The sequence below is a fragment of the Rhodosalinus sp. FB01 genome, from assembly GCF_041365715.1.
Classification (GTDB): domain Bacteria; phylum Pseudomonadota; class Alphaproteobacteria; order Rhodobacterales; family Rhodobacteraceae; genus Rhodosalinus.
In genome coordinates, this window is sequence record NZ_JBGFSH010000003.1 from 374,498 (window position 1) to 397,176 (window position 22,679).

The following is a 22,679-nucleotide window of genomic DNA, read 5'->3' on the forward strand; positions in this document are numbered from 1 at the left end:
CGCCCGCCGCCGCGCGCCGCCCGTTTCGCGCACACCGGCGTGGCCGGGGACCGCGCGCAGGCGGCAGCGCGATTGCGGAGCGTGGCGGGATCGGGCTAAAGCGGACCGTGACCGGCGCGGCGGAGACCAGAGATTTGACCAGGGCGGGCCAGAGCGTTCTGAGCCTCGAGGGGCTCACCAAGATCTATCCCGGCGTGCGCGCCTGCGACGACGTCTCGCTAGAGATCGCGGCGGGCGAGGTGCACGCGCTCCTGGGCGAGAACGGCGCCGGCAAGACGACGCTGGTGAAGATGATCTACGGGCTCGTGCAGCCCGACGCGGGGCGCATGACGCTGCGCGGCGCCCCCTACGCCCCGCCGGAACCCCGCGCGGCCCGCGCGGCGGGCGTGGCCATGGTGTTCCAGCATTTCTCGCTCTTCGACGCGCTCTCGGTGGCCGAGAACATCGCGCTCGGGATGGAGACTGCGCCGCCGCCCCGCGCGCTGGCGCAGCGGATCGCCGAGGTCTCGCAGCTCTACGGTCTGCCGCTCGACCCGGCGCGGACCGTGGGCACGCTCTCTGCGGGCGAGCGGCAGCGCGTGGAGATCGTGCGCTGCCTGCTGCAGGAGCCCCGGCTTCTGATCATGGACGAACCGACATCGGTGCTGACGCCGCAGGAAACGGAGATCCTGTTCGAGACGCTGCGCAAGCTGGCCGCGGAGGGGCCGTCGATCCTCTACATCTCGCACAAGCTCGAGGAGATCCGCGCGCTCTGCGACCGCGCGACGCTCCTGCGTCGCGGGCGGGTGGTGGCCCGCCCCGACCCGCGGCAGAGCACGGCACGCGAGATGGCCGAGGCGATGGTGGGCGGCGCCTTCGATGCCACGGCCCGCGCGCGCCGCGACACGGGCGAGGTCGCGCTGGAGGCACGCGGTCTTTCGCTTCCGGCGCCGGGGGATTTCGGCACCGCGCTTCGCGACGTGAGTTTCGCCCTCCGGCAGGGTGAGGTTCTGGGGATCGGCGGCGTGGCCGGCAACGGGCAGGAAGAGCTTCTTGCCGCGCTCTCGGGCGAACGGCGCGCGCCGCGGGGCGCGGTTTTCCTGCAGGGCCGCGACGTAGGCGCGCTCGGGCCCGCCCAGCGCCGGGCCCTCGGCCTTGCCAGCGCGCCGGAGGAACGTCTCGGCCACGCCGCCGTGCCCGAGATGAGCCTGACCCGCAACGCGCTTCTGACCGCGGCCGCGACACGCGGGCTGGCGCCGCGCGGGATGATCGACTGGGGCGCCGCGCGCCGCTTCGCCGAGGAGGTGATCGCCCGCTTCGACGTGCGCACGCCGGGGCCCGAGGTCGCGGCGCGGGCGCTTTCGGGCGGCAACCTGCAGAAATTCGTGATCGGGCGGGAGTTGCTGCAGACGCCGGTCGCGCTTGTCGTGAACCAGCCGACCTGGGGCGTCGACGCGGCCGCGGCCGCGACGATCCGGCAGGCGCTCATGGACATGGCCGCCCGGGGCGCGGCCGTTCTCGCGATCAGCCAGGATCTCGACGAGCTGATGGAGATATCCGACCGCTTCGGCGCGCTCAACGCCGGACGGTTGAGCGCGGTGCGCCCCGTGGGCGAACTCGACCGGGAACGCATCGGCCTGATGATGGGCGGCGCCCACGACATGGAGGTGGCGCATGTGGCGCAGTGAACCGCGGACGCGCCAGGTGACCGGCTCATGATCGCGCTGGAAAAACGCCCGCAGCCCTCGCGCGGCTGGACCGCGGGCGCACCCGTCATCGCGGTCGCGCTGACCATGCTCGCCGGCGGGGCGCTCTTCGCGGCGCTTGGCGCGGATCCGCTGGAGGCGATCCGCGTCATCTTCTGGGATCCGCTCTTCCATCCGCAATTCGCCACCTATTCGCGGCCGCAACTTCTGGTGAAGGCCGGGCCGCTCATCCTGATCGCCATCGGGCTTGCCATCGGCTTCCGCGCGGGGGTGTGGAACATCGGCGCCGAGGGGCAATACATCATCGGCGCGATCTGCGGGGCGGGCGCGGCGCTGGCCTTCTACCCGTCCGCCTCGCCCCTCATCTTCCCGCTTGCCGTTCTGGCCGGCGCGGCGGGCGGCTTCGCCTGGGGGATGATCCCCGCCCTGCTTCGCGTGCGCTTCGGCACCAACGAGATCCTCGTGTCGCTCATGCTGGTCTATGTGGCCGAGGCGGTGCTGGCCTCGGCCTCCTCGGGCCTTCTCAAGAACCCCGAGGGCATGGGCTTTCCGGGCTCGCGCAACCTTGCGCAGTGGGAGGCGACCGCCAATCCCGAACTCGTCGCCGGGACCGGCATGCATTGGGGCGTCGTCGCGGCCTTCGTCGCCGTGATCGCGGCGCAGGTGCTGATGGCGCGCCATATCCTCGGCTTCCAGATCCAGCTCATGGGTGCGGCGCCGCGCGCGGCGCGGTTTTCGGGCGTGAACGCGGCGCGCATCACCCTCGTCAGCCTCGGGCTTGCCGGCGCGCTGGCCGGCATGGCGGGGCTCTTCGAGGTCACGGGACCCGCCGGGCAGATCACCATCGACTTCGGCTCGGGCTACGGCTTCACCGCGATCATCGTGGCCTTCCTCGGCCGGCTCAACCCGCTCGGCATCCTCGCGGCGGGGCTTCTGATGGCGCTCACCTACATCGGCGGCGAACTCGCGCAGCTGATGCTCGGGCTGCCCGCCGCCGCGATCCAGCTCTTCCAGGGAATGCTGCTTTTCTTCCTGCTGGCCGCGGACGTGTTCGCCAACTACCGGATCCGGATCGGCCGGCGGGAGGTGGCGTGATGGATCTCGGCGCGATCCAGCCGGCGGTGTTCACCGCGGCGATCATCGTCTCCGCGACGCCGATCCTGCTCGCCGCGATCGGGGAACTCGTGGCCGAGCGGTCGGGCGTGCTGAACCTCGGGGTGGAGGGGATGATGATCACCGGCGCGGTGATGGGCTTCGCCGTGGCGGTCACGAGCGGCAACCCCGCGCTCGGCTTCCTGGCCGCGGCCGCGGCGGGCGCGAGCCTGAGCCTCGCCTTCGGCGTGCTGACGCAGTTCTTCCTCGCCAATCACGTGGCCACCGGCCTCGCGCTGACGCTCGCGGGGCTCGGGCTGTCGGCGCTCATCGGCACGCCGTTCGAGGGGATGAAGGCGCCGCCCACGCCGCGGCTGGATCTCGGGCCGCTCTCCGAGATCCCGTATCTCGGCCGCGCGCTCTTCGCGCACGATCCGATCGTCTATCTGAGCCTCGCGATCGTCGCCGCGGTCTGGGTCTTCCTGCGCCTCACCCGCGGCGGGCTCGTCCTGCGCGCCGTGGGAGAAAGCGCCGAGGCCGCCCACGCGCTCGGCTACAAGGTCGTGCGGGTGCGGCTTCTCGCGATCCTTTTCGGGGGCGCCTGCGCCGGGCTCGGGGGTGCGTATCTTTCGCTCGTCCGCGTGCCGCAATGGACCGAGGGCATGACGGCCGGCGCCGGGTGGATCGCGCTCGCCATCGTGGTCTTCGCGTCCTGGCGGGCCGGGCGCATCCTTATCGGCGCCTATCTTTTCGGCGGGGTCAGCGTGCTGCAACTGAACCTGCAGGCCGCCGGGGCGGACGTGCCCGTCGCGCTCTTGTCGGCTTCGCCCTATCTGGTAACGATCCTCGTGCTCGTGCTCATCTCGGCGCGCGGGACGCATGGCGCCCCGGCGGCGCTGGGCCGCATCTTCCACGCCTCGAACTGAGGCGTTCGACAAAAGCAACAGGGAGACATCTCATGAACCGCAGAACCCTTCTTTCCGCAGCGGCGGCCATCGCGCTCGCGCTTCCCGTGTCCGCGCAGGACGACCCCCTCAAGGTGGGATTCGTCTATGTCGGCCCGATCGGCGACGGCGGCTGGACCTACACCCACAACGAGGGGCGACTGGCGGTGGAGGAGCATTTCGGCGACCGTGTCGAGACCGTCTACCAGGAAAGCGTGCCCGAGGGCGCGGATTCCGAGCGCGTGATGAGCCAGATGGCTCTGTCCGGCGCGGATCTCATCTTCACCACATCCTTCGGCTACATGGACCCGACGCTCAACGTCGCCGAGCGCTTTCCGGACGTGAAGTTCGAGCATGCCACCGGCTACAAGCGGGCCGACAACGTCTCCACCTACTCGGCCCGGTTCTACGAGGGCCGCGCGGTTCTGGGCCACATCGCGGGCAGGATGACCGAGTCGGACGTGGTGGGCTACATCGCCTCCTACCCGATCCCCGAGGTCATCCGCGGCATCAACTCGGCCTTCATCCACGCGCGGAAGGCCAACCCGGACGTGCAGTTCCGCGTCGTCTGGGCCTACACATGGTTCGACCCTGCCAAGGAGGCCGACGCCGCGCAGGCGCTGATCGAGCAGGGCGCCGACGTGATCCTGCAGCACACCGATTCGACCGCCCCGCTGGCCGCGGCGGAAAGCGCGGGCGGCGTGATCGGCTTCGGGCAGGCCTCGGACATGGCCGAGTACAAGCCCACGCCCCGCGTGTCGTCGATCATCGACCACTGGGGCCCCTACTACATCGACCGCGTGCAGGCCGTGCTGGACGGCACGTGGGAGAGCACCGACACCTGGCACGGGATCGGCGACGAGATGGTCGTGATCGGCGAGATCACCGACGCCGTCCCGGAAGAGGTGCGCGCGGAGGCGCTGGCGCTGCGCGACGAGATCGCGTCGGGCGCATATCATGCCTTCACCGGCCCGCTGAACCGGCAGGACGGCACCGCCTGGCTTGCCGAGGGCGAGGTGGCCGACGATGGCACGCTGCTGGGCATGGACTTCTACGTCGAGGGGTTGACCGGCGACATCCCGAACTGATCGCCCTTCCATGGCCAGGGGGCGCCCGGTCGCGGGCGCCCCTCGCGCTTGCCCGCGACCTCCGGCCAGATCGTCCCGCCACAGCCGCAACGGACCGCCGCGATGCCCCGCCGATCCAACCTTCCCGATGCCGCCTCCGTCGCCGCCCCGCAAGACGGCGAGAAACTCTGCGCACCCGCCGCTGAACGCAACGCGGGCCCGATCGCGGACCTCGTGGCCGAGTTCGCGCCCGCCTCGGGCCGCGCGCTCGAGCTTGCGTCGGGGACCGGGCAGCACGCCGTGGCGCTGGCGCGACGCCTGCCCGCGCTCGACTGGCAGCCGAGCGACATCGACCCGGCCCGGCTGGCCTCGATCCGCGCTTGGGCGGCAGAGGCCGCGCGGCCCAATCTGCGCGCCCCGGTCACCCTCGACGCGACCGCGCCGGGCTGGGCGGACGCGCACGGGCCGCGCGACCTCGTCGTCGTCATCAATCTGTTCCACCTCGTCTCGTCGCCGGAGCGCGAACCGCTGGTCCACGAAGCCGCGCGCGCCCTGTCCCCGGGGGGCACGCTCATCGTCTACGGGCCGTTCATGCGCGCGGGCGAGCTGACGTCGGAGGGGGACCGCGCCTTTCACGCGCGGCTCGCCGCCGCCGACCCCGAGATCGGCTACAAGGACGATTTCGACACGCTCGACATGATGATCGCGGCCGGCCTCACGCCCCGCGCGGCGATCGAGATGCCCGCCAACAAGCTCGGCCTCGTCGCCGGGCGCGACTCCTGATCAGGAGCAAGGCGGCGACTTCGGCGGCGTGGTCTGGACCGGGCGAACCCCAGGAAAGAAGGACCCCGCCCATGGACTGGACCGCCAAGCTCGACCGGACCCGCGAGCACCTGCGCAGCCTCAACAAGGCCATCCCCGAAACGGCGCGCGCCTTCGGCGCGCTGGGCAAATCCGTGAAGGAAAGCGGGGCCGTAGATTTCAAGACCAAGGAGTTCGTGGCGCTCGGCATCGCGGTGGCGACGAAATGCGAGGACTGCATCCTCTTTCACATCGAGGCGCTGGTGAAGGAAGGCGCGACCCGCGACGAGATCGCGGAGGTCCTCGGCATGTGCGTGCAGATGGGCGGCGGGCCCTCGATGATGTACGCGGCCAAGGCGCTCGACGTCTACGACGCGCTCGCCGAGGGCTGAAAGCACCGGCGCACCGGGCGGCATGCGCGGCATGAAAGGGCGGCGGACGGCGCGTCCCCGGTGAGCGCCGCCCCACCGCCATGATCGCCCGCTACTCCGCCTGGAGCGATGCGATATGCTCCACCAGCGCGAGGATGCGGGCCTGCACGAAGGCTTCGCGGTCCGCGAGACCCGCGAATTCGCCCAGCGCCCGGTCGGCGCGATACTTGTAGCGCGTGCCCCAGGCGGGCATGTCGGTCGTGCCGTGGGCGCCCACCTCCACCGAGTTCGAGATCACGTCGAAGACGTGCCGCACCGGGAACACCCCGCCATTGGCCGTCTGCAACGCCGTCAGATCCGGCATGCCCGTGTTGAGGTATCCCGCGAGCACGCCATCCCCCTTGCCGCCCGCGCCATGACAGACCGCGCAGCTTTCCATGTATTCCCGTTCGCCCAGCGTCATGTCTTGCGCCGCCGCGCCCGATACGAAGGCTGCGGCGGCGAAGCCTGCGGCCAGAACCTGCTTCAGTTTCATCACGTCGATTCCTTCGAAAGCGGCAACCCCGGCCACCCGCGAAAGCTAGTCGCGCCGCTGCGCCCCGATCATTGACCGTTGTCAACGACGGGCTGGCGCTGTCGCGACGAAGGCACGCCGCCCGGTATCGGGTGCGCGCGCCTTCGTCGGGGTCTCAGCCGTCCACGCGGATGCGGGCGTTCTCGGGATCGAAGGGGCTGTCGGGCTGAACCTCCGCGTCCCAGAGCCGGTCCAGCATCCGGACCTTGAGCTTCGTGCCGGGCGCGGCGTGTTCAGGCTTGACGTAGCCCATGCCGATCGACTTGCCGAAGGCCACGGAATAGCCGCCCGAGGTCAGCCGGCCGACGCGCTCCTCGCCCGCGTAAAGCGCCTCGCGCCCCCAGGGATCGGCATCCTCGGGACCGTCGACGAGAACGGTCACGCATTTCGAGCGAATGCCGGTGGCCTCCAGCGCCGCCTTGCCGCGGAACTCCTTGGACAGGTCCACGAAGCGCGGCAGGTCGGCCTCGAGCGGGGTCGCGTCGCGGCCCAGCTCATGGCCGAAGGCGCGGTAGCTCTTCTCCTGGCGAAGCCAGTTCTGCGCCCGCGCGCCGACAAGCTTCAGCCCGTGCGGCTCGCCCGCCTTTTCCAGCAGATCGAAAAGATAGTTCTGCATCTCCACGGGGTGGTGCAATTCCCAGCCGAGCTCGCCGGTGTAGGCCACGCGGATCGCCCGCACCGGGCACATGCCGAGCTCGATCTCGCGCATGGAAAGCCAGGGGAAGCGCTTGTTGCCCAGCACGGTCGCGGGGTCGGCGTCCTTCACTACCTCGCGCAGCAGATCGCGCGACTTGGGCCCCGCGACGGCGAAGACGCCCCATTGCGTGGTGACGTCGTGGATGTCGATCCAGCCGAACTCCTCGCGCTTGTCCAGGGCAGACTTGCGCAGGTAATCCCCGTCATAGGCGGTCCACGCCCCGGCGGAGACGAGGTAGTACTCGTCCTCGGCCAGCCGCACGATGGTGTATTCCGTGTGCGTCGTGCCCGCCTCGGTCAGCGCGTAGGTCAGGTTGATGCGTCCCACCTTCGGAAGCCGGTTGCAGGTGAACCAGTCGAGGAAGGCCGTCGCGCCCGGCCCGCGCACGAGGTGCTTGGTGAAGGCCGTGGCGTCGATCAGGCCGACACCCTCGCGGATCGCCTTCGCCTCCTCGACGGCATGGGGCCACCAGCCGCCGCGGCGGAAGCTGCGGGCGTCGTGATCGAAATCCTCGGGCGCATCCAGCGGGCCGAAATAGTTCGGGCGCTCCCATCCGTTCACGTGGCCGAACTGCGCGCCGCGGGCCTTCTGACGGTCGTAGGCGGGCGCGGTGCGCAGCGGGCGGCAGGCCGCCCGCTCCTCGTCGGGGTGGTGCAGGATGTAGACGTGCTCGTAGGCCTCCTCGTTCTTGCGGGCGGCGTATTCCGTCGTCATCCAGTCGCCATAGCGGCGCGGGTCGAGCGAGGCCATGTCGATCTCGGCCTCGCCATGCACCATCACGTCCGCGAGATACTTGCCGGTGCCGCCGGCGGCGGTGATGCCGAAGCTGAACCCCTCGGCCAGCCACATGTTGCGCAGGCCAGGCGCGGGGCCCACAAGCGGATTGCCGTCGGGCGTGTAGCAGATCGGGCCGTTGTAGTCGTCCTTGAGGCCCACCGTCTCGGAGGACGGGATGCGGTGGATCATGGACATGTATTCCTCCTCGATCCGCTCGAGATCGAGGGGGAACAGATCGGCCCGGAAGCTGTCGGGCACGCCGTATTCGAAGCACGCGGGGGCATTGCGCTCGTAGGGTCCGAGGATCCAGCCGCCGCGCTCCTCGCGGACATACCACTTCGCGTCGGCATCGCGCAGCACGGGGTGCTCGGGGTTGCCGGCCTTGCGCCACTCCACGAGCGCCGGGTCGGGCTCGGTCACGATGTACTGATGCTCCACCGGGATGGCCGGCATCTTGATGCCGAGAAGGCGCGCGGTGCGCTGGGCGTGGTTGCCCGTCGCGGTGACGACATGCTCGGCCTTCACCACCACCTGCTCTTCGGAGGGCACGAGGTTGCCGCCCTTCTCGATCATCTTCGTGCAGGTGACGTCCCAGTGATCGCCGCGCCACGCGTAGCCGTCGACCTGCCACTTGCGCTCCACGGTGACGCCGCGCTGGCGCGCGCCCTTGGCCATCGCCTGGGTCACGTCGGCCGGATTGATGTAGCCGTCCTCGGGGTGGTAGATCGCGCCCTTCAGGTCCTCGGTGTTGACCAGCGGCCAGCGCTCCTTGATCTGGGCCGGTGTCATCCACTCGTAATGGATGCCCGCCGTCTCGGCGGTCGTGGCATAGAGCATGTACTCGTCCATGCGCGCGTCGGTCTGGGCCATGCGCAGGTTGCCCACGACATAGAATCCGGCGTTGAGGCCGGTCTCCTCCTCCAGCGTCTTGTAGAACTTCACGCTGTAGTCGTGGATGTGGCTCACGGCGTAGGACATGTTGAAGAGCGGCAGCAGCCCCGCGGCGTGCCAGGTCGAGCCCGAGGTCAGCTCGTCCCGCTCCAGCAGCATCACGTCGGACCACCCCGCACGGGCGAGGTGATAGGCGATCGAGGCGCCGATCGCGCCGCCACCGACGACAAGCGCCTTCACATCCGTCTTCATGCCGTCACTCCTTCTGAAACTTGTCGCTTCCTAGCGCCGCAAGGACGGCGGACAGCGCGCACGCGCGACGCCCGGGAGGGAAAAAGCGACGTGTCCCGATCTTGGAAAGCATGGCGGTTTCTCCATATCTGCAGCGAGACACGCATGGAGACGCAGATGGCACTCGTCCGCACCGCAATGCTTCTGGCCGCGATGACCGCGCTTTTCGGTCTCGCGGGGCTCGCGCTTGGCGGAGAGGCGGGGATGGTGCTCGCGCTCGTCATCGCCGCGGGCATGAACCTCTACGCCTGGTGGGGCTCCGACAAGGCCGTGCTGCGGGCCCACAACGCGCGTCTGGTGACGAAGGCGTCCGCGCCGGATCTCGTCGGCATGGTGGAGGACCTCGCCGGGAGGGCGGGGATGTCGATGCCCGCCGTCTACCTCGTCGATGACGATCAGCCCAACGCCTTCGCCACGGGCCGCAACCCCGAAAACGCGGCGGTGGCGGCCACTACCGGCCTGCTGCGCACCCTCTCGCGTGAAGAGGTGGCCGGCGTGATGGCGCACGAACTCGCCCATATCCGCAACCGCGACACGCTCATCATGACCGTGACGGCGACGCTCGCCGGCGCGATCACCATGCTGGCCAATTTCGCCTTCTTCTTCCGCGGCGGCCGCGACAACGGGATGGGGATCCTCGGCGTGCTGGCCACGATGATCCTGGCGCCGCTCGCCGCGGGGCTCGTTCAGATGGCGATCAGCCGCACACGGGAATACGAGGCCGACCGCATTGGCGCTGAGATCGCGGGCCAACCCCTCTGGCTCGCCTCGGCGCTAGCGAAGATCTCGGGCCTGGCCGCGCGCATCGACATGAACTCGGCCGAGCGCAACCCGGGCAGCGCGCACATGTTCATCGTGAACCCGTTGCACGCCCACAGACACGACAACCTCTTTGCGACGCACCCGGCGACCGAGAATCGCATCGCCGCGTTGAAGGCCATGGCCGCGGGCTCGGCGGGCGCGGGCCCCGCCAGACCCGCCCGCAGCGGTCCCTGGACCTGATCAGCCTTTCGCCGGGACAGCGCCGACCGAGCGGTCGCGCCCAAGACCGCCTGAGGTACAAGGTCGGGATTCTGCATTCCCACCCCCTCTGATCGGGGCATTTTGGGCATATGGGATCGCATATGTGATATTTCCGGGCTCTGGGCAAATTCGCGCCGCCCCCGCGTGCGCTGGCCCTTTCTTGCAGGAGCGCGGGGCCTATAACGGCGCGTGGTCCGCGCCCCTCGGGGACGCGGACCGTCTGCAATAGATCGAGCGGGGTCCCCGGCTGCAAATGTTCGGACTGTCAAACCTGACCGGCATGTTCTCTCAGGACATGGCCATCGACCTCGGCACCGCGAACACGCTGGTCTACGTCAAGGGACGCGGGATCATCCTCTCGGAGCCGTCGGTGGTGGCCTACCACGTCAAGGACGGGGTCAAGAAGGTGCTCGCCGTGGGCGAGGACGCCAAGCTGATGCTCGGCCGCACGCCGGGCTCGATCGAGGCGATCCGCCCGATGCGCGAAGGCGTGATCGCCGATTTCGACGTGGCCGAGGAGATGATCAAGCACTTCATCAGGAAGGTGCACAAGCGCTCCACCTTCTCCAAGCCCAAGATCATCGTCTGCGTGCCCCACGGCGCCACCCCGGTGGAAAAGCGCGCGATCCGGCAGTCGGTGCTGTCGGCCGGCGCCCGCAAGGCGGGGCTGATCGCCGAGCCGATCGCGGCGGCGATCGGCGCGGGCATGCCGATCACCGACCCGACCGGCAGCATGGTGGTCGACATCGGCGGCGGCACCACGGAGGTCGCGGTGCTGTCGCTGGGCGACATCGTCTACGCCCGGTCGATCCGCGTCGGCGGCGACCGCATGGACGAGGCGATCGTGAACTACCTGCGGCGCCAGCAGAACATCCTCGTGGGCGAGTCCACCGCCGAGCGCATCAAGACCTCCATCGGCACGGCGCGGATGCCCGACGACGGGCGCGGCGCGTCGATGCAGATCCGCGGGCGCGACCTTCTGAACGGCGTTCCGAAGGAGACCGAGATCAGCCAGGCGCAGGTGGCCGAGGCGCTCGCCGAGCCGGTGCAGCAGATCTGCGAGGCGGTGATGACGGCGCTCGAGGCAACGCCGCCCGACCTTGCGGCCGACATCGTGGACCGGGGCGTGATGCTGACCGGCGGCGGCGCGCTTCTGGGCGATCTCGACCTCGCGCTGCGCGAGCAGACGGGGCTCGCCGTCTCCATCGCCGACGAAAGCCTGAACTGCGTGGCGCTCGGCACGGGCAAGGCGCTCGAGTACGAAAAGCAGCTTCGCCACGCGATCGACTACGACAGCTAGGCCGCGGCCCATCGTGATTTTGCAGGCGCGGCGCGGGGCGCTAGACTGAGCAGGGGCAGCCCGCACCGCACGGAGGCGAAAGCGTCTTGGCAAGGGAAAAGGGCAACGGCGAGGACTTCGCGAACCCGCTGAGGCGTCTGCTTCTCGGGATCATCCTGTTTTCGCTGCTCGGCATCTTCCTCGTCTGGCGCATCGACAGCCCGAGGGTCGAGCGCTTCCGCGCCGACGTGGTGGACAGCGTGATGCCCTCCTTCGACTGGGCGATGGCGCCGGTCACTGCCACGGTGAACCTCTTCCGCGACTTCCAGAGCTACCAGCGCATCCATTCCCAGAACCGCGAGCTGCGGCGGGAGCTTCAGCAGATGAAGGCCTGGAAGGAGGCGGCGCTCCAGCTCGAGCAGGAGAACGCGCGGCTGCGCGACCTGAACAACGTCCGCATCGATCCCCGCCTCACCCATGTCACCGGCGTGGTGCTGGCCGATTCCGGCTCGCCGTTCCGGCAGTCGGTCCTGCTGAACGTCGGCGCGCGGGACGGCATCATGGACGGGTGGGCCACGATGGACGGTCTCGGTCTCGTCGGCCGCGTCTCGGGCGTGGGCGAGCGCACCAGCCGTGTGATCCTGCTGACCGACAGTTCCTCGCGCATCCCGGCGGTGATCCAGCCCTCGGGCCAGCGCGCGCTGGTGGCGGGCGACAACTCCGCCGCGCCGCTTCTCGATTTCATCGAGAACGAGGCGGCGGTGCGTCCGGGCGACCGGATCGTGTCTTCCGGGGATGCCGACGTGTTCCCTCCGGGGCTGCTGATCGGCCAGGTCGCGGAGGATCCGCAAGGGCGGCTGCGGGTCCGTCTGGCCGCGGACTACCAGCGGCTGGAGTTCCTGCGCGTGCTGCGCAACCACAACGCACGGACGATCAGCGGCACCGGCGCGCTGATCGTGCCGGAGGCCAGGCCCGCGCCCGAGCCCGTGGCCGGCGCCGAGAGGCCTGAGGCGCGCGCAGCCGACCCGGCGGCGGAGGCCGGCGGCGATGGCTGACACGCGCGGCTTCGGTCTCTGGATGCGCCGCGCCAGCTACCTGGCGCTCGGCCTGCTGATCCTGTTCTTCCAGCTCCTGCCCCTCGACACGGGGACACCGCGCTGGGCGCCGCCGGATCTTCTCGTCGCGCTCACCTTCGCCTGGGCGGTGCGGCGGCCCGATTTCGTGCCGGCCCTGTCGGTGGCGGCAATGATGCTTCTCGCGGATCTTCTGTTGCAGCGCCCGCCCGGCCTTCTCGCCGCGCTCGTCGTGCTCGGGGCCGAGTGGCTGAAGCGCCGCGCGCCGGAGTTGCGCGACGATTCGTTCCTGACCGAATGGCTGAGCGTCGCCTCCGTGATCGTGGTGGTTTCGCTGGGCTACCGCGTCGTGCTGAACCTGCTGGCGGTCGCGCAGCCCCCGCTCGGCCTCCACCTGATGCAGTTGCTGATGACCATGGCGGTCTACCCCGTGGTGGTCGGCATCTGCTATCTGTTCTTCGGGCTGCAGAAGCCGGCGGCATCCGACCTGGACACGCGGGGGATCGGCGCATGAGACGCTCGCAGAAAGACACCGACCTCAGCGTGCGCCGCATCACCCGGCGTGGCCTCGTCGTGGCCGGCCTGCAGGCCGGGTTCATCGGCGCGCTGGCGCTGCGGATGCGCTACATGCAGGTCGATCAAGCCGATGAGTTCCGGCTTCTGGCCGAGGAAAACCGGATCAACATAAGGCTGATCCCGCCCCGCAGGGGCCGGATCTACGACCGCGAGGGCCGCGCGCTGGCCGTGAACGAGCCGTCCTACCGCATCACGATCGTGCGCGAGGACGCGGGCGACGTCGAGGCGGTGCTCGCCCGGCTCGCCCGGATCGTGCGGCTCGAGGACGAGGCGCTAGAGCGCGCGATGGCCGAAATGGCCCGCTCCGCCCCCTTCCTGCCCGTGACGGTGGCCGACCGCGTCTCGTGGGAAGAGATCAGCCGCGTGGCGGTGAACGCCCCGGCGCTGCCCGGCGTCACGCCCGAGGTCGGCCTGTCACGGCTCTACCCCTCGGTCGAGGATTTCGCCCATGTCGTTGGCTATGTCGGCCCGGTGAGCGACCGCGACCTCGCCCGCTATGCCGACCCCGAGCCGGTGCTGCGCATCCCCCGGTTCCAGATCGGCAAGGTGGGCGTCGAGGCGCGCCTCGAACAGGCGCTGCGCGGCCGCGCGGGCACGCGCCGCGTCGAGGTGAACGCCGCCGGGCGCGTGATGCGCGAACTCGACCGCCGGGACGGCGAGCCGGGCGCCGACGTCCAGCTGACCCTCGACAGCGCGTTGCAGGGCTACGTGCGCGCGCGCCTCGGCAACGAAAGCGCGAGCGTCGTGGTGATGGACGTGACGAACGGCGATCTTCTGTCCATCGCCTCGGCGCCCTCCTACGATCCCAACAAGTTCGTGCGCGGCATCTCGGTGGCCGACTATGCCGCGCTGCGCGACAACGAGCGCCGGCCGCTCGCCTCGAAGACGGTGCAGGACGCCTACCCGCCCGGGTCCACCTTCAAGATGGTCACGGCGCTCGCCGCGCTGGAGGCCGGGGTCATGTCGGCCGAGGAAACCGTCTGGTGCCCCGGCCACATGGAAGTGGGCGGGCGGCGCTTTCACTGCTGGAAGCGCGTGGGCCACGGGCACATGAACCTGGAGGAGGCGCTGAAGGAAAGCTGCGACGTCTACTTCTACGACCTCGCGCTCAAGGTGGGCATCGACAACATCTCGGCGATGGCGCGCAAGCTGGGCTTGGGCACGGCCTACGACATTCCGATGTCCGCCGTTGCCGAGGGGCTGGTGCCCGACCGCGACTGGAAGGCGCGCACGCGGGGTGCGCAATGGCGCATCGGCGACACGGTCAACGCCTCGATCGGGCAGGGCTACGTGCTGTCCTCGCCGCTTCAGCTTGCCGTGATGACCGCGCGGCTCGCCACCGGCCGCGAGATCGACCCCCGGCTGCTGAAATCGGTGAACGGGGTCGACGAGGCGGCGCGGACGGGCGCATCGCTCGGCCTCAACGAGAACCACCTGCGCCGGATCCGGGCCGCGATGTTCGCGGCCACGAACAACCGGCGGGGCACCGCCTTCGGATCGCGGATCGTCGCGGACGCGATGCGGATGGCCGGAAAGACGGGCACGAGCCAGGTGCGCAACATCACCGCCGCGGAGCGGCGCGCCGGCGTCACCCGGAACGAGGACCTGCCCTGGAAGCGGCGCGACCACGCGCTTTTCGTGAACTTCGCGCCCTTCGAGGCGCCCCGCATCGCCGTCGCCGTCGTCGTCGAGCATGGCGGCGGCGGCTCGACCGCGGCGGCGCCGATCGCGCGGGACGTGACGCTGCAGGCCCTGCATGGCGGCGCCCCGCCGCTCGAGGCCTATCCGGCCGCCGACCGGTCGCGGATCCGCGCCCAGCAGGAGCGGCTCGCCCGCGAACGCGAGGACCGCGACAGCGAGGGGCAGAACCGCGCATGAGTTACCTCGAATATACAGTCAAGACGACGCCCTCGGGGCCGCGCAAGCTGCTCTATCTCAACTGGCCGCTCGCCGTGGTGCTGGTGGCGGTGGCCCTGATCGGGGCGGTGATGCTCTATTCCGTCGCCGGCGGCTCCCTGTCGCCCTGGGCCGAGCCGCAGATGAAACGCTTCGCGGCCGGACTGGTGCTGATGATCGCCGTGGCCATGGTGCCGATCTGGTTCTGGCGCAACATGTCGGTGCTGGCCTATGCCATCTCGGTCCTGCTGCTGGTGGCGGTGGAACTCGTCGGCGTGACCGGCATGGGCGCGCAGCGGTGGATCGACCTCGGCTTCATGCGGCTGCAGCCTTCGGAGCTCATGAAGATCACGCTCGTCCTGATGCTCGCGGCCTATTACGACTGGCTTCCGGTCAACAAGGTGTCGCACCCGGTCTGGGTGATCGTGCCCGTGCTCTTCGTGCTGCTGCCGACCGCCCTGGTGCTGGCCCAGCCGGATCTCGGCACCGCGATCCTGCTGCTTTCGGGCGGCGGGTTGGTGATGTTCATCGCCGGGGTTCACTGGGCCTATTTCGCCGGGGTCCTCGCCGCGGGCGGCGGGCTCGTGACGGCCGTCCTGCGAAGCCGGGGAACGGACTGGCAGCTTCTCAAGGACTACCAGTTCCGGCGCATCGACACGTTTCTCGACCCGGCCTCGGACCCGCTGGGCGCGGGTTACCACATCACCCAGTCGAAGATCGCGCTCGGCTCGGGCGGATGGGGCGGGCGCGGCTTCATGCAGGGCACGCAGACGCGCCTCAACTTCCTGCCGGAAAAGCACACCGACTTCATCTTCACCACCCTCGCGGAAGAGTTCGGCTTCCTCGGCGGCATCTCGCTTCTGGCGCTCTACGCGCTGATCCTCGTCTTCTGCATCGTGTCGGCGCTGCAGACGCGCGACCGGTTCGCCTCCCTCATGATCTTCGGCGTCGCGATCGCCTTCTTTCTCTACTTCGCGGTCAACATGTCCATGGTGATGGGCCTCGCGCCGGTCGTCGGCGTGCCGCTGCCGCTGGTCAGCTACGGCGGCTCGGCGATGCTGGTCTTGATGCTGGGCTTCGGGCTGGTACAGAGCGCGCACATCCACCGCCCCCGGTGACGGGGACCACAGGGAGCGCCGCATGCCGACCACCGTCCTCTTTTCCGCCAGATCCGAGCGCTGGGACCAGTACGCGCCGCACCTGACCGCCGCGCTCGACGCGACGGGTCTCGATTACAGGCTGGTGACCGAGGCGGCGGCGGAAGAGGTCGACTACATCATATACGCGCCCAACTCCGGGCTCGACGACTTCACCCCCTACACCCGCTGCAAGGCGGTGCTGAACCTCTGGGCCGGGGTCGAGGACGTGGTGCAGAACCCCACCCTCACCCAGCCTCTCGCCCGGATGGTGGACGACGAGGGCCTGACCCAGGGCATGGTCGAATGGGTGGCGGGGCATGTGCTGCGCCATCACCTCGGCACGGACCGTCATGTCATGGGCCAGGACGGGGTGTGGCGCACGGGCGCCCCGCCGCTGGCCACCGAACGCCCCGTCACCGTCCTGGGGCTCGGCGCGCTGGGCAAGGCCTGCGGTCAGGCGCTGGCCCGGCTGGGCTTCCCGGTCACGGGATGGAGCCGCTCGCCCAAGCAGGTGGACGGGGTCGAGGCGCTGCACGGCGAGGAGGGGCTACGCGACGCGCTCGCCCGGGCGCGGATCCTGGTGCTGCTCCTGCCGCTCACGGCGGCCACCGAGAACCTGCTCGACGCGCGCCGCATCGCGCGGCTTCCCGAGGGCGCGGTCGTGATCAACCCGGGGCGCGGCGCGCTCGTCGACGACGACGCGCTGATCGACGCGCTCGACCGCGGCCGGCTCGCCCACGCGACGCTCGACGTCTTCCGTACCGAACCGCTGCCGCCCGAGCATCCGTTCTGGGCCCATCCGAAGGTCACGGTGACGCCGCACATCGCGTCGGAGACGCGGCCCGCCTCGGCCGCCCGGGTCATCGCGGAGAACATCCGCCGCGGCGAGGCGGGCGAGCCGCTGCTGCACCTCGTGGACCGCGCCCTGGGGTACTGAGCCGCTAGCGCAGTCGCGGCGGCGCGTCGGGATCGGAGCCGGGCGGGCGCGGCGCGGGGCGCTCGGCGGGCGCGGGCTCCGGCAGGTCGAACCTCAGCGCGCAGTCGGCGAGCCGCGCCGCGAGCGGATCGGCGTCGTCGAGGAACGCCACGTCGAGCCAACCCGCCTCGATGCCCGAAAAGGCCAGCGCCTCGGCGACCGAGCGGGCGAGCGCGGGCTCGGCCCCGGGGCGCGCGCCGAGGAAGGCGAGGATGTGACCCTGCCCGCCGCCGGCATAGTCGGCGCGCGCCAGCCAGGCGGCGCGGGCGAGCCCGGCCGCCGCGGCAAGCCGCGCGTCGAGCGCCTTCAGAAGGCCCTCGGGCAGGCCGCCCGGCGGGTAGATCGCCTCGGGCCGCGCCTCGATCTCCGCCGGCGCCGCGGCGGCGGTCTCGGCCAGCCAGTCGATCGCCGCCGCCGGCAGCAGGATCGAGGACGGCGCGACCTCGAGGTTGAGGCCCAGCCCGATGCCGCGCCCCGCAAGCATCCCCGCAAGCGCCCGCCCCGGCAGCGCCGCGTAGGGCGCGGCCGCCCCGGCGAAGGCCGCGAGGCGCTCTTCGCGGTCGAAGACGAGGGCAACCGGGCCCTCCTCCAGCTCGAAAAGCGCGGGGCGGATATCGTCGCCCTCGGGCTCGCCATCGAGCATCAGCACGAGTTCCGCCGCCGCCAGCCGGTCGTAGAAGCGCAGGCGCGCGGCGGCGTCCTCCGGCGCGGCGTCCATCGCCGCGTGGGCATGGTCGAGCGGCGGTTCCAAACGGCTCATGCCAGGGCCTCGGCCACGCGGCGGCGAAGCTCGGGCACGAGTTCGTCCTCGAACCACGGGTTGCGCTTGAGCCATGCCGTGTTGCGCCATGAGGGGTGCGGCAGCGGGAGCGCGCCCGGCAGGTGGCGCCGCCAGTCGGCGACCGTCTCGGTCACGCCGGCGCGGGTGCCCAGATGCCAGCGCTGCGCGTGCCCGCCCACCAGCAGCACGAGCCGCAGCCCGGGCAGCGCGCCCAGCGCCTCCTCCCGCCAGGTGCGCGCGCAGAGGGGCGGCGGCGGCAGGTCCGCGCCCTTCGCGTCATAACCCGGAAAGCAGAAGGCCATCGGCAGGATCGCGACCCGGTCGGCGTCGTAGAACGTGGCCTCGTCGAGCCCCGTCCACGCGCGCAGGCGGTCCCCAGACGGGTCGGTGAAGGGCCGTCCCGAGCGGTGCACGCGTCGGCCCGGCGCCTGACCGGCGATCAGCAGCCGCGCGGAGGGGCGCGCCTGCAACACCGGGCGCGGAGCGTGCGCCGTGGCGGTCGCGGCGAAACGGTCTTCGCAGAGGCGACAGGACCGGATGCGATCGAGTGTTGCGTCCATGGCCACCGACATAGGGCCGCGGGCCCGCGAGCGCAAAGCCGCCCGCCCGGCAGATCGCCCATGCGGCAGCATTGTGCGGCCGGCTTGCCGCGCCCGCCATGGGGCCGACATACTGAAGCCAACATCGACGATTAATTCCCTCGCAGCGAAATCGCGCGTAAAGAGTAACCGGCACCGCATCGAAGGACGCCATGATCGAGTTCGACACCGTGAGCAAGTCCTTCTGGACGGGAACGCAGCGCAAGGTGATCCTTGACCGCGTGTCCTTTCGGGTGGAAATCGGCCGCTCGCTCGGCATCCTCGCGCCCAACGGCACGGGCAAGACCACGCTGATCAACATGATGGCCGGACTCGAGAAACCCGACGAGGGCGAGATCCGCCGCAACGCCTCGGTGTCCTTTCCGCTCGGCTTCATGGGCGGCGTCGTCTCGCGACACTCGGCGCGGGAGAACGCGCGCTACATCGCGCAGCTCTACGGCCTCGACCCGGACTACGTGGAGGCGTTCTGCCGCTGGCTCTGCGCGCTCGAGGAATACTTCGACCAGCCGGTCGGCACCTACTCGTCGGGGATGCGGGCGCGCTTTTCCTTCGCGCTCATGCTCGCGCTCGATTTCGACATATACCTCATCGACGAGGGCATGCCGTCCTCGACCGATGTGGAGTTCAACCGCAAGGCCGGGGAGATCCTGCGCGAGCGGCTGCGCACGACCACGCTCGTCATCGTGTCGCACCAGCCCGACATCCTCGAACGTTTCGCCGCCTCCGCGGCGGTGCTGAGCAACGGCCAGCTCTACATGTTCGACACACTCGAAGAAGCAAAGCAGCTCTATGACTACGAAGCCCAAGGCTAGGAAGTTCCGCGTCCCAAGGATGCCGCCCGGCGCACCGGCGCGGACGGCGGCGGCCCCGGGCAGGGAGGCGGACGCGCCGGGCCCCACCCCCGAAGCCCGGACCCCCGGCGCGGGCGACACGGCCGGTCCGTCGGACGGTCCCGCCGCCGAGATCGACGCGATCCGCCGCGAGGGCCTGACCGGGCGGCAGCTTCGCATGGCGCGCCGCGTCGCGCAGAAACACGGCCTCTCGGTCGCGTCGGACTTCGACGCGGTGCGCAAGCTGCGCGCCCGCGGGGTCGACCCGTTCCAGCGCGCCAACATGCTCGCCCTCGTGGTGCCGGGGCAGGACGCGACAGGGGGCACGGAGAGCGGCGACAGCCCGGCGCCGCGCATCCAGCTGCCGCAGACGACCACGGGCCCGGGAGAGGCCGGGCTGCCCTCGACCGGGCTCAACCCGGCGGAGCTTCGGGCGCAGGAGATCACGCGCGTGCAGCGCGACATCGCGCGGCGGCGGCGGCGCAAGTCGCTTTTGCTGCTGACGCGGCTCGCGTTCTTCGTGCTCCTGCCCACGCTGCTTGCCGGGTGGTATTTCTACGCGATCGCGACGCCGATGTACGCCACGAAGTCCGAGTTCCTGATCCTGAAGGCCGATGGCGGGTCCGAGGCCGGGATGGGCGGGCTTCTGTCGGGCACGCAGTTCGCCACGAACCAGGACGCGATCGCCGTGCAGTCCTTCCTGCAATCGAAGGACGCGATGCTGCGGCTCGACGCCGACGAGGGGTTCAAGGCACATTTCTCGCAGCCCTGGATCGACCCGATCCAGCGGATGCCCGACGACGCCTCCACCGAGGAGGCCTACAAGGTCTACCAGCGCAGCGTGGAGATCGGCTTCGACCCGACCGAGGGCATCATACGGATGGAGGTGTCCGCCGCCGACCCGGAGGTTGCCGCGCGGTTTTCGACGGCGCTGATCGGCTATGCGGAAGAGCGGGTGGACAGCCTGTCGCAGCGCAAGCGCGAAAACCAGGTGGCCGACGCCCGGCGCAGCCTGGAGGAGGCGGACGCAGCCCGGCGCGCGGCCCAGGAACGCCTCGTGGCGCTCCAGCAGGAGGGGGCGGTGCTGGACCCCGAAGGCCGGATCGCCGCGCTTCGGGGACAGATCAACAACATCGAGGTGCAGCTTCAGGAAAAGCAGCTCGAGCGTGCCGCCCTTCTGGACAACGCCCGGCCGAACGCCGCCAAGCTCGACGGGGTCGAGGGCGACATCCGCCGGCTGGAAAGCCTGCTGGCGCAAGTCAACGCGCAGATGACCGAAGCCAGCCAGGGGCAGGACTCGCTCGCCGCGCTCGCCGCGCGCATCCAGCTCGCCCAGGCCGACGTGGCGACCCGCGACCTGATGATGCAATCCGCGCTCGAGCAGCTCGAGCAAAGCCGCCGCGACGCCAACGCGCAGGTGCGCTACCTCACCACCTCGGTGAGGCCCGTCGCGCCCGAGGATCCGACCTACCCCCGCGCCTTCGAGAACACCGTCTTGGCGTTCCTCATCTTTTCCGGCATCTACCTGATGATATCGCTGACCGCCTCGATCCTGCGCGAGCAACTCTCTTCCTGAGGCGCCGCGCCATGAAAGCGGGCCGCCCGACCGGCCCGGAATTCCCCGCAGCCCGGAGACCAGAATGACCCGCCCCTCCGCCCAGAGCCGACCGAACACCTGGGAGTTCCTTTGCGAGCCGATGATCGCGCCCACCGGCTTTCGCGAATACGACGCGCGCTGGCGCTATCCCGAAGAGATCAACCTGCCCGGCATGACCGCGCTGGGCCTGGGGCTCGGCACGCAGATGCACCGGCGCGGGCTGGAGCCGGTGATCGCGGTGGGCAACGACTACCGCGACTACTCGCTCGCCATCAAGCAGGCGCTGATCCTCGGGCTGGTGCAGGCGGGCATCGACGTGCGCGACATCGGCACGGCGCTCTCGCCCATGGCCTATTTCGCGCAGTTCCACCTCGACGTGCCGGCGGTGGCCATGGTCACGGCGAGCCACAACCCGAACGGCTGGACCGGCGTGAAGATGGGCTTCGAGCGCCCGCTCACCCACGGCCCGGACGAGATGGCGGAACTCAAGCGCATCGTCATGGAGGGCGAAGGCGCCCCGCGGCCGGGCGGGCGCTGGCAGGCGGTCGAAGGGGTGCGCGAGGCTTATCTCGACGATCTCGCCGGCGATTTCCGCGTGTCGCGCAAGCTGCGCGTGGTGTGCGCGACGGGGAACGGGACGGCCGGCGCCTTCGCGCCCGCGCTGCTGGAGCGGATCGGGGTGGAGGTGATCCCGCTGCACACGGAACTCGACTACGGCTTTCCCAACTACAACCCGAACCCGGAAGCGATGGAGATGCTGCACGACATGGCCCGCGTCGTGCGCGAGACCGGCGCGGACCTCGCGCTGGGCTTCGACGGCGACGGCGACCGCTGCGGCGTGGTCGACGACGCGGGCGAGGAGATCTTCGCCGACAAGGTGGGGGTGATCATGGCCCGCGACCTCGGCAAGCTCTATCCCGGGTCCACCTTCGTGGCCGACGTGAAGTCCACGGGCCTCTTCGCCGCCGACCCGGAGCTTCAGGCGCTCGGCGTGAAGGCCGATTACTGGAAGACCGGGCACAGCCACATGAAGCGCCGCGTGAAGGAGATCGGCGCGCTCGCGGGCTTCGAGAAATCGGGGCACTACTTCCTCGCGGAGCCGGTGGGGCGCGGCTACGACGACGGGATGCGCGTGGCGGTGGAGATCTGCAAGATCCTCGACCGCAACCCGGACAGCGCCATGTCCGACCTGCGCCGCGCGCTCCCCCGCACCTGGTCCACGCCCACCATGTCGCCCCATTGCGCGGACGGGGAGAAATACGAGGTCCTCGCCCGCATCGTCGGCAAGCTGGAAGCCCGCGCCGCGGCGGGCGAGCCGATCGCCGGCCGGCCCGTCGACCGCATCGTGACCGTGAACGGCGCGCGGGTGATCCTCGACAACGGCGCCTGGGGCCTCGTGCGGGCGAGCTCCAACACGCCCAACCTCGTCGTGGTGTGCGAAAGCCCCGAAAGCGAGGAGGAAATGCGCGCGATCTTCCACGACATCGACGCGGTGATCCGCAGCGAACCCGCCGTGGGCGACTACGACCAGACGATCTGAGCGCGACGGCCCGCAGCGCCGGGGACGGGGCCCGTATCGCGCGCGGGCGCGCGGGAGGGGGCGTTGCGAGGGGGCGTTACCCCCTCGGCGCGTTCCGCGCCTCACCCCCGGAGTATTTCCACCAAGAAGAAGGCGCCGCGCCGAGGGCCTCGTGACAAGGCCGGTCGCGGCTCCTATAAG

Annotated in this window: 20 protein-coding genes; 16 read left to right on the top strand and 4 right to left on the bottom strand. The window is 70.4% G+C overall.

Annotated features, from left to right (window positions below):
• Window positions 1-134: 134 nt before the first annotated feature.
• The 6 genes from AB6A65_RS06505 (at window position 135) to AB6A65_RS06530 (ending at window position 5,981) form a co-directional block, all read left to right on the top strand.
• Window positions 135-1,667, top strand: a complete 1,533-nt coding sequence (locus AB6A65_RS06505; protein ID WP_371037548.1) for an ABC transporter ATP-binding protein — start codon at window positions 135-137, stop codon at window positions 1,665-1,667.
• Between the two features lie 27 nt (window positions 1,668-1,694).
• Window positions 1,695-2,780 (top strand): ABC transporter permease, encoded by a 1,086-nt coding sequence (locus tag AB6A65_RS06510; protein WP_371037549.1) that lies wholly within the window; start codon window positions 1,695-1,697, stop codon window positions 2,778-2,780.
• Complete coding sequence (locus AB6A65_RS06515) at window positions 2,780-3,703, top strand: ABC transporter permease (protein WP_371037550.1); 924 nt, start codon at window positions 2,780-2,782, stop codon at window positions 3,701-3,703. The genes AB6A65_RS06510 and AB6A65_RS06515 overlap by 1 nt, the downstream gene beginning before the upstream one ends.
• Window positions 3,704-3,735: 32 nt before the next feature.
• On the top strand, window positions 3,736-4,809 hold the full coding sequence (locus tag AB6A65_RS06520; RefSeq protein WP_371037551.1) for a BMP family ABC transporter substrate-binding protein: 1,074 nt from the start codon (window positions 3,736-3,738) through the stop codon (window positions 4,807-4,809).
• A gap of 102 nt (window positions 4,810-4,911) precedes the next feature.
• Window positions 4,912-5,571 (top strand): DUF938 domain-containing protein, encoded by a 660-nt coding sequence (locus tag AB6A65_RS06525; RefSeq protein WP_371037552.1) that lies wholly within the window; start codon window positions 4,912-4,914, stop codon window positions 5,569-5,571.
• Window positions 5,572-5,642: 71 nt separating this feature from the next.
• Window positions 5,643-5,981: a carboxymuconolactone decarboxylase family protein gene (locus AB6A65_RS06530; RefSeq protein WP_371037553.1), complete on the top strand. Its 339-nt coding sequence runs from the start codon at window positions 5,643-5,645 to the stop codon at window positions 5,979-5,981.
• A gap of 91 nt (window positions 5,982-6,072) precedes the next feature.
• Here the strand turns inward: AB6A65_RS06530 and AB6A65_RS06535 are convergent, their stop codons facing one another.
• Window positions 6,073-6,495 (bottom strand): cytochrome c, encoded by a 423-nt coding sequence (locus AB6A65_RS06535; protein WP_371037554.1) that lies wholly within the window; start codon window positions 6,493-6,495, stop codon window positions 6,073-6,075.
• A gap of 154 nt (window positions 6,496-6,649) precedes the next feature.
• Window positions 6,650-9,151 (bottom strand): FAD-dependent oxidoreductase, encoded by a 2,502-nt coding sequence (locus tag AB6A65_RS06540; RefSeq protein ID WP_371037555.1) that lies wholly within the window; start codon window positions 9,149-9,151, stop codon window positions 6,650-6,652.
• 156 nt (window positions 9,152-9,307) lie between these two features.
• Here AB6A65_RS06540 and htpX point away from each other — a divergent pair, with 156 nt between their 5' ends.
• The 7 genes from htpX (at window position 9,308) to AB6A65_RS06575 (ending at window position 17,113) form a co-directional block, all read left to right on the top strand.
• A complete protein-coding gene (htpX, locus tag AB6A65_RS06545; RefSeq protein WP_371037556.1) occupies window positions 9,308-10,192 on the top strand; it encodes a zinc metalloprotease HtpX in 885 nt (294 codons plus the stop codon).
• A gap of 274 nt (window positions 10,193-10,466) precedes the next feature.
• Window positions 10,467-11,513, top strand: coding sequence for a rod shape-determining protein (locus AB6A65_RS06550; protein ID WP_371037557.1), 1,047 nt, complete (start codon window positions 10,467-10,469; stop codon window positions 11,511-11,513).
• An 86-nt stretch (window positions 11,514-11,599) separates the two neighbouring features.
• The gene (gene mreC, locus AB6A65_RS06555) at window positions 11,600-12,547 is read left to right on the top strand and encodes a rod shape-determining protein MreC (RefSeq protein ID WP_371037558.1); all 948 of its coding nucleotides are present in this window, start codon (window positions 11,600-11,602) and stop codon (window positions 12,545-12,547) included.
• Window positions 12,540-13,079, top strand: coding sequence for a rod shape-determining protein MreD (locus AB6A65_RS06560; protein ID WP_371037559.1), 540 nt, complete (start codon window positions 12,540-12,542; stop codon window positions 13,077-13,079). Before mreC ends, AB6A65_RS06560 begins: the two co-directional genes overlap by 8 nt.
• A complete protein-coding gene (gene mrdA / locus AB6A65_RS06565) occupies window positions 13,076-15,019 on the top strand; it encodes a penicillin-binding protein 2 (protein WP_371037560.1) in 1,944 nt (647 codons plus the stop codon). Before AB6A65_RS06560 ends, mrdA begins: the two co-directional genes overlap by 4 nt.
• A complete protein-coding gene (gene rodA / locus AB6A65_RS06570; RefSeq protein WP_371037561.1) occupies window positions 15,016-16,155 on the top strand; it encodes a rod shape-determining protein RodA in 1,140 nt (379 codons plus the stop codon). Before mrdA ends, rodA begins: the two co-directional genes overlap by 4 nt.
• 22 nt (window positions 16,156-16,177) lie before the next feature.
• Window positions 16,178-17,113, top strand: coding sequence for a 2-hydroxyacid dehydrogenase (locus tag AB6A65_RS06575; protein WP_371037562.1), 936 nt, complete (start codon window positions 16,178-16,180; stop codon window positions 17,111-17,113).
• A gap of 4 nt (window positions 17,114-17,117) precedes the next feature.
• Here the strand turns inward: AB6A65_RS06575 and AB6A65_RS06580 are convergent, their stop codons facing one another.
• On the bottom strand, window positions 17,118-17,912 hold the full coding sequence (locus AB6A65_RS06580) for an SseB family protein (protein WP_371037563.1): 795 nt from the start codon (window positions 17,910-17,912) through the stop codon (window positions 17,118-17,120).
• Window positions 17,909-18,493: a uracil-DNA glycosylase family protein gene (locus tag AB6A65_RS06585; RefSeq protein WP_371037564.1), complete on the bottom strand. Its 585-nt coding sequence runs from the start codon at window positions 18,491-18,493 to the stop codon at window positions 17,909-17,911. Before AB6A65_RS06585 ends, AB6A65_RS06580 begins: the two co-directional genes overlap by 4 nt.
• A gap of 191 nt (window positions 18,494-18,684) precedes the next feature.
• On the opposite strand from AB6A65_RS06585, the gene AB6A65_RS06590 reads away from it, so the two are divergent.
• The 3 genes from AB6A65_RS06590 (at window position 18,685) to AB6A65_RS06600 (ending at window position 22,499) form a co-directional block, all read left to right on the top strand.
• Window positions 18,685-19,344 (top strand): ABC transporter ATP-binding protein, encoded by a 660-nt coding sequence (locus AB6A65_RS06590; RefSeq protein ID WP_371037565.1) that lies wholly within the window; start codon window positions 18,685-18,687, stop codon window positions 19,342-19,344.
• Window positions 19,322-20,938, top strand: a complete 1,617-nt coding sequence (locus tag AB6A65_RS06595) for a capsule biosynthesis protein (protein ID WP_371037566.1) — start codon at window positions 19,322-19,324, stop codon at window positions 20,936-20,938. Before AB6A65_RS06590 ends, AB6A65_RS06595 begins: the two co-directional genes overlap by 23 nt.
• Window positions 20,939-21,002: 64 nt before the next feature.
• Window positions 21,003-22,499: a phosphomannomutase/phosphoglucomutase gene (locus AB6A65_RS06600; RefSeq protein ID WP_371037567.1), complete on the top strand. Its 1,497-nt coding sequence runs from the start codon at window positions 21,003-21,005 to the stop codon at window positions 22,497-22,499.
• Window positions 22,500-22,679: the final 180 nt, after the last annotated feature.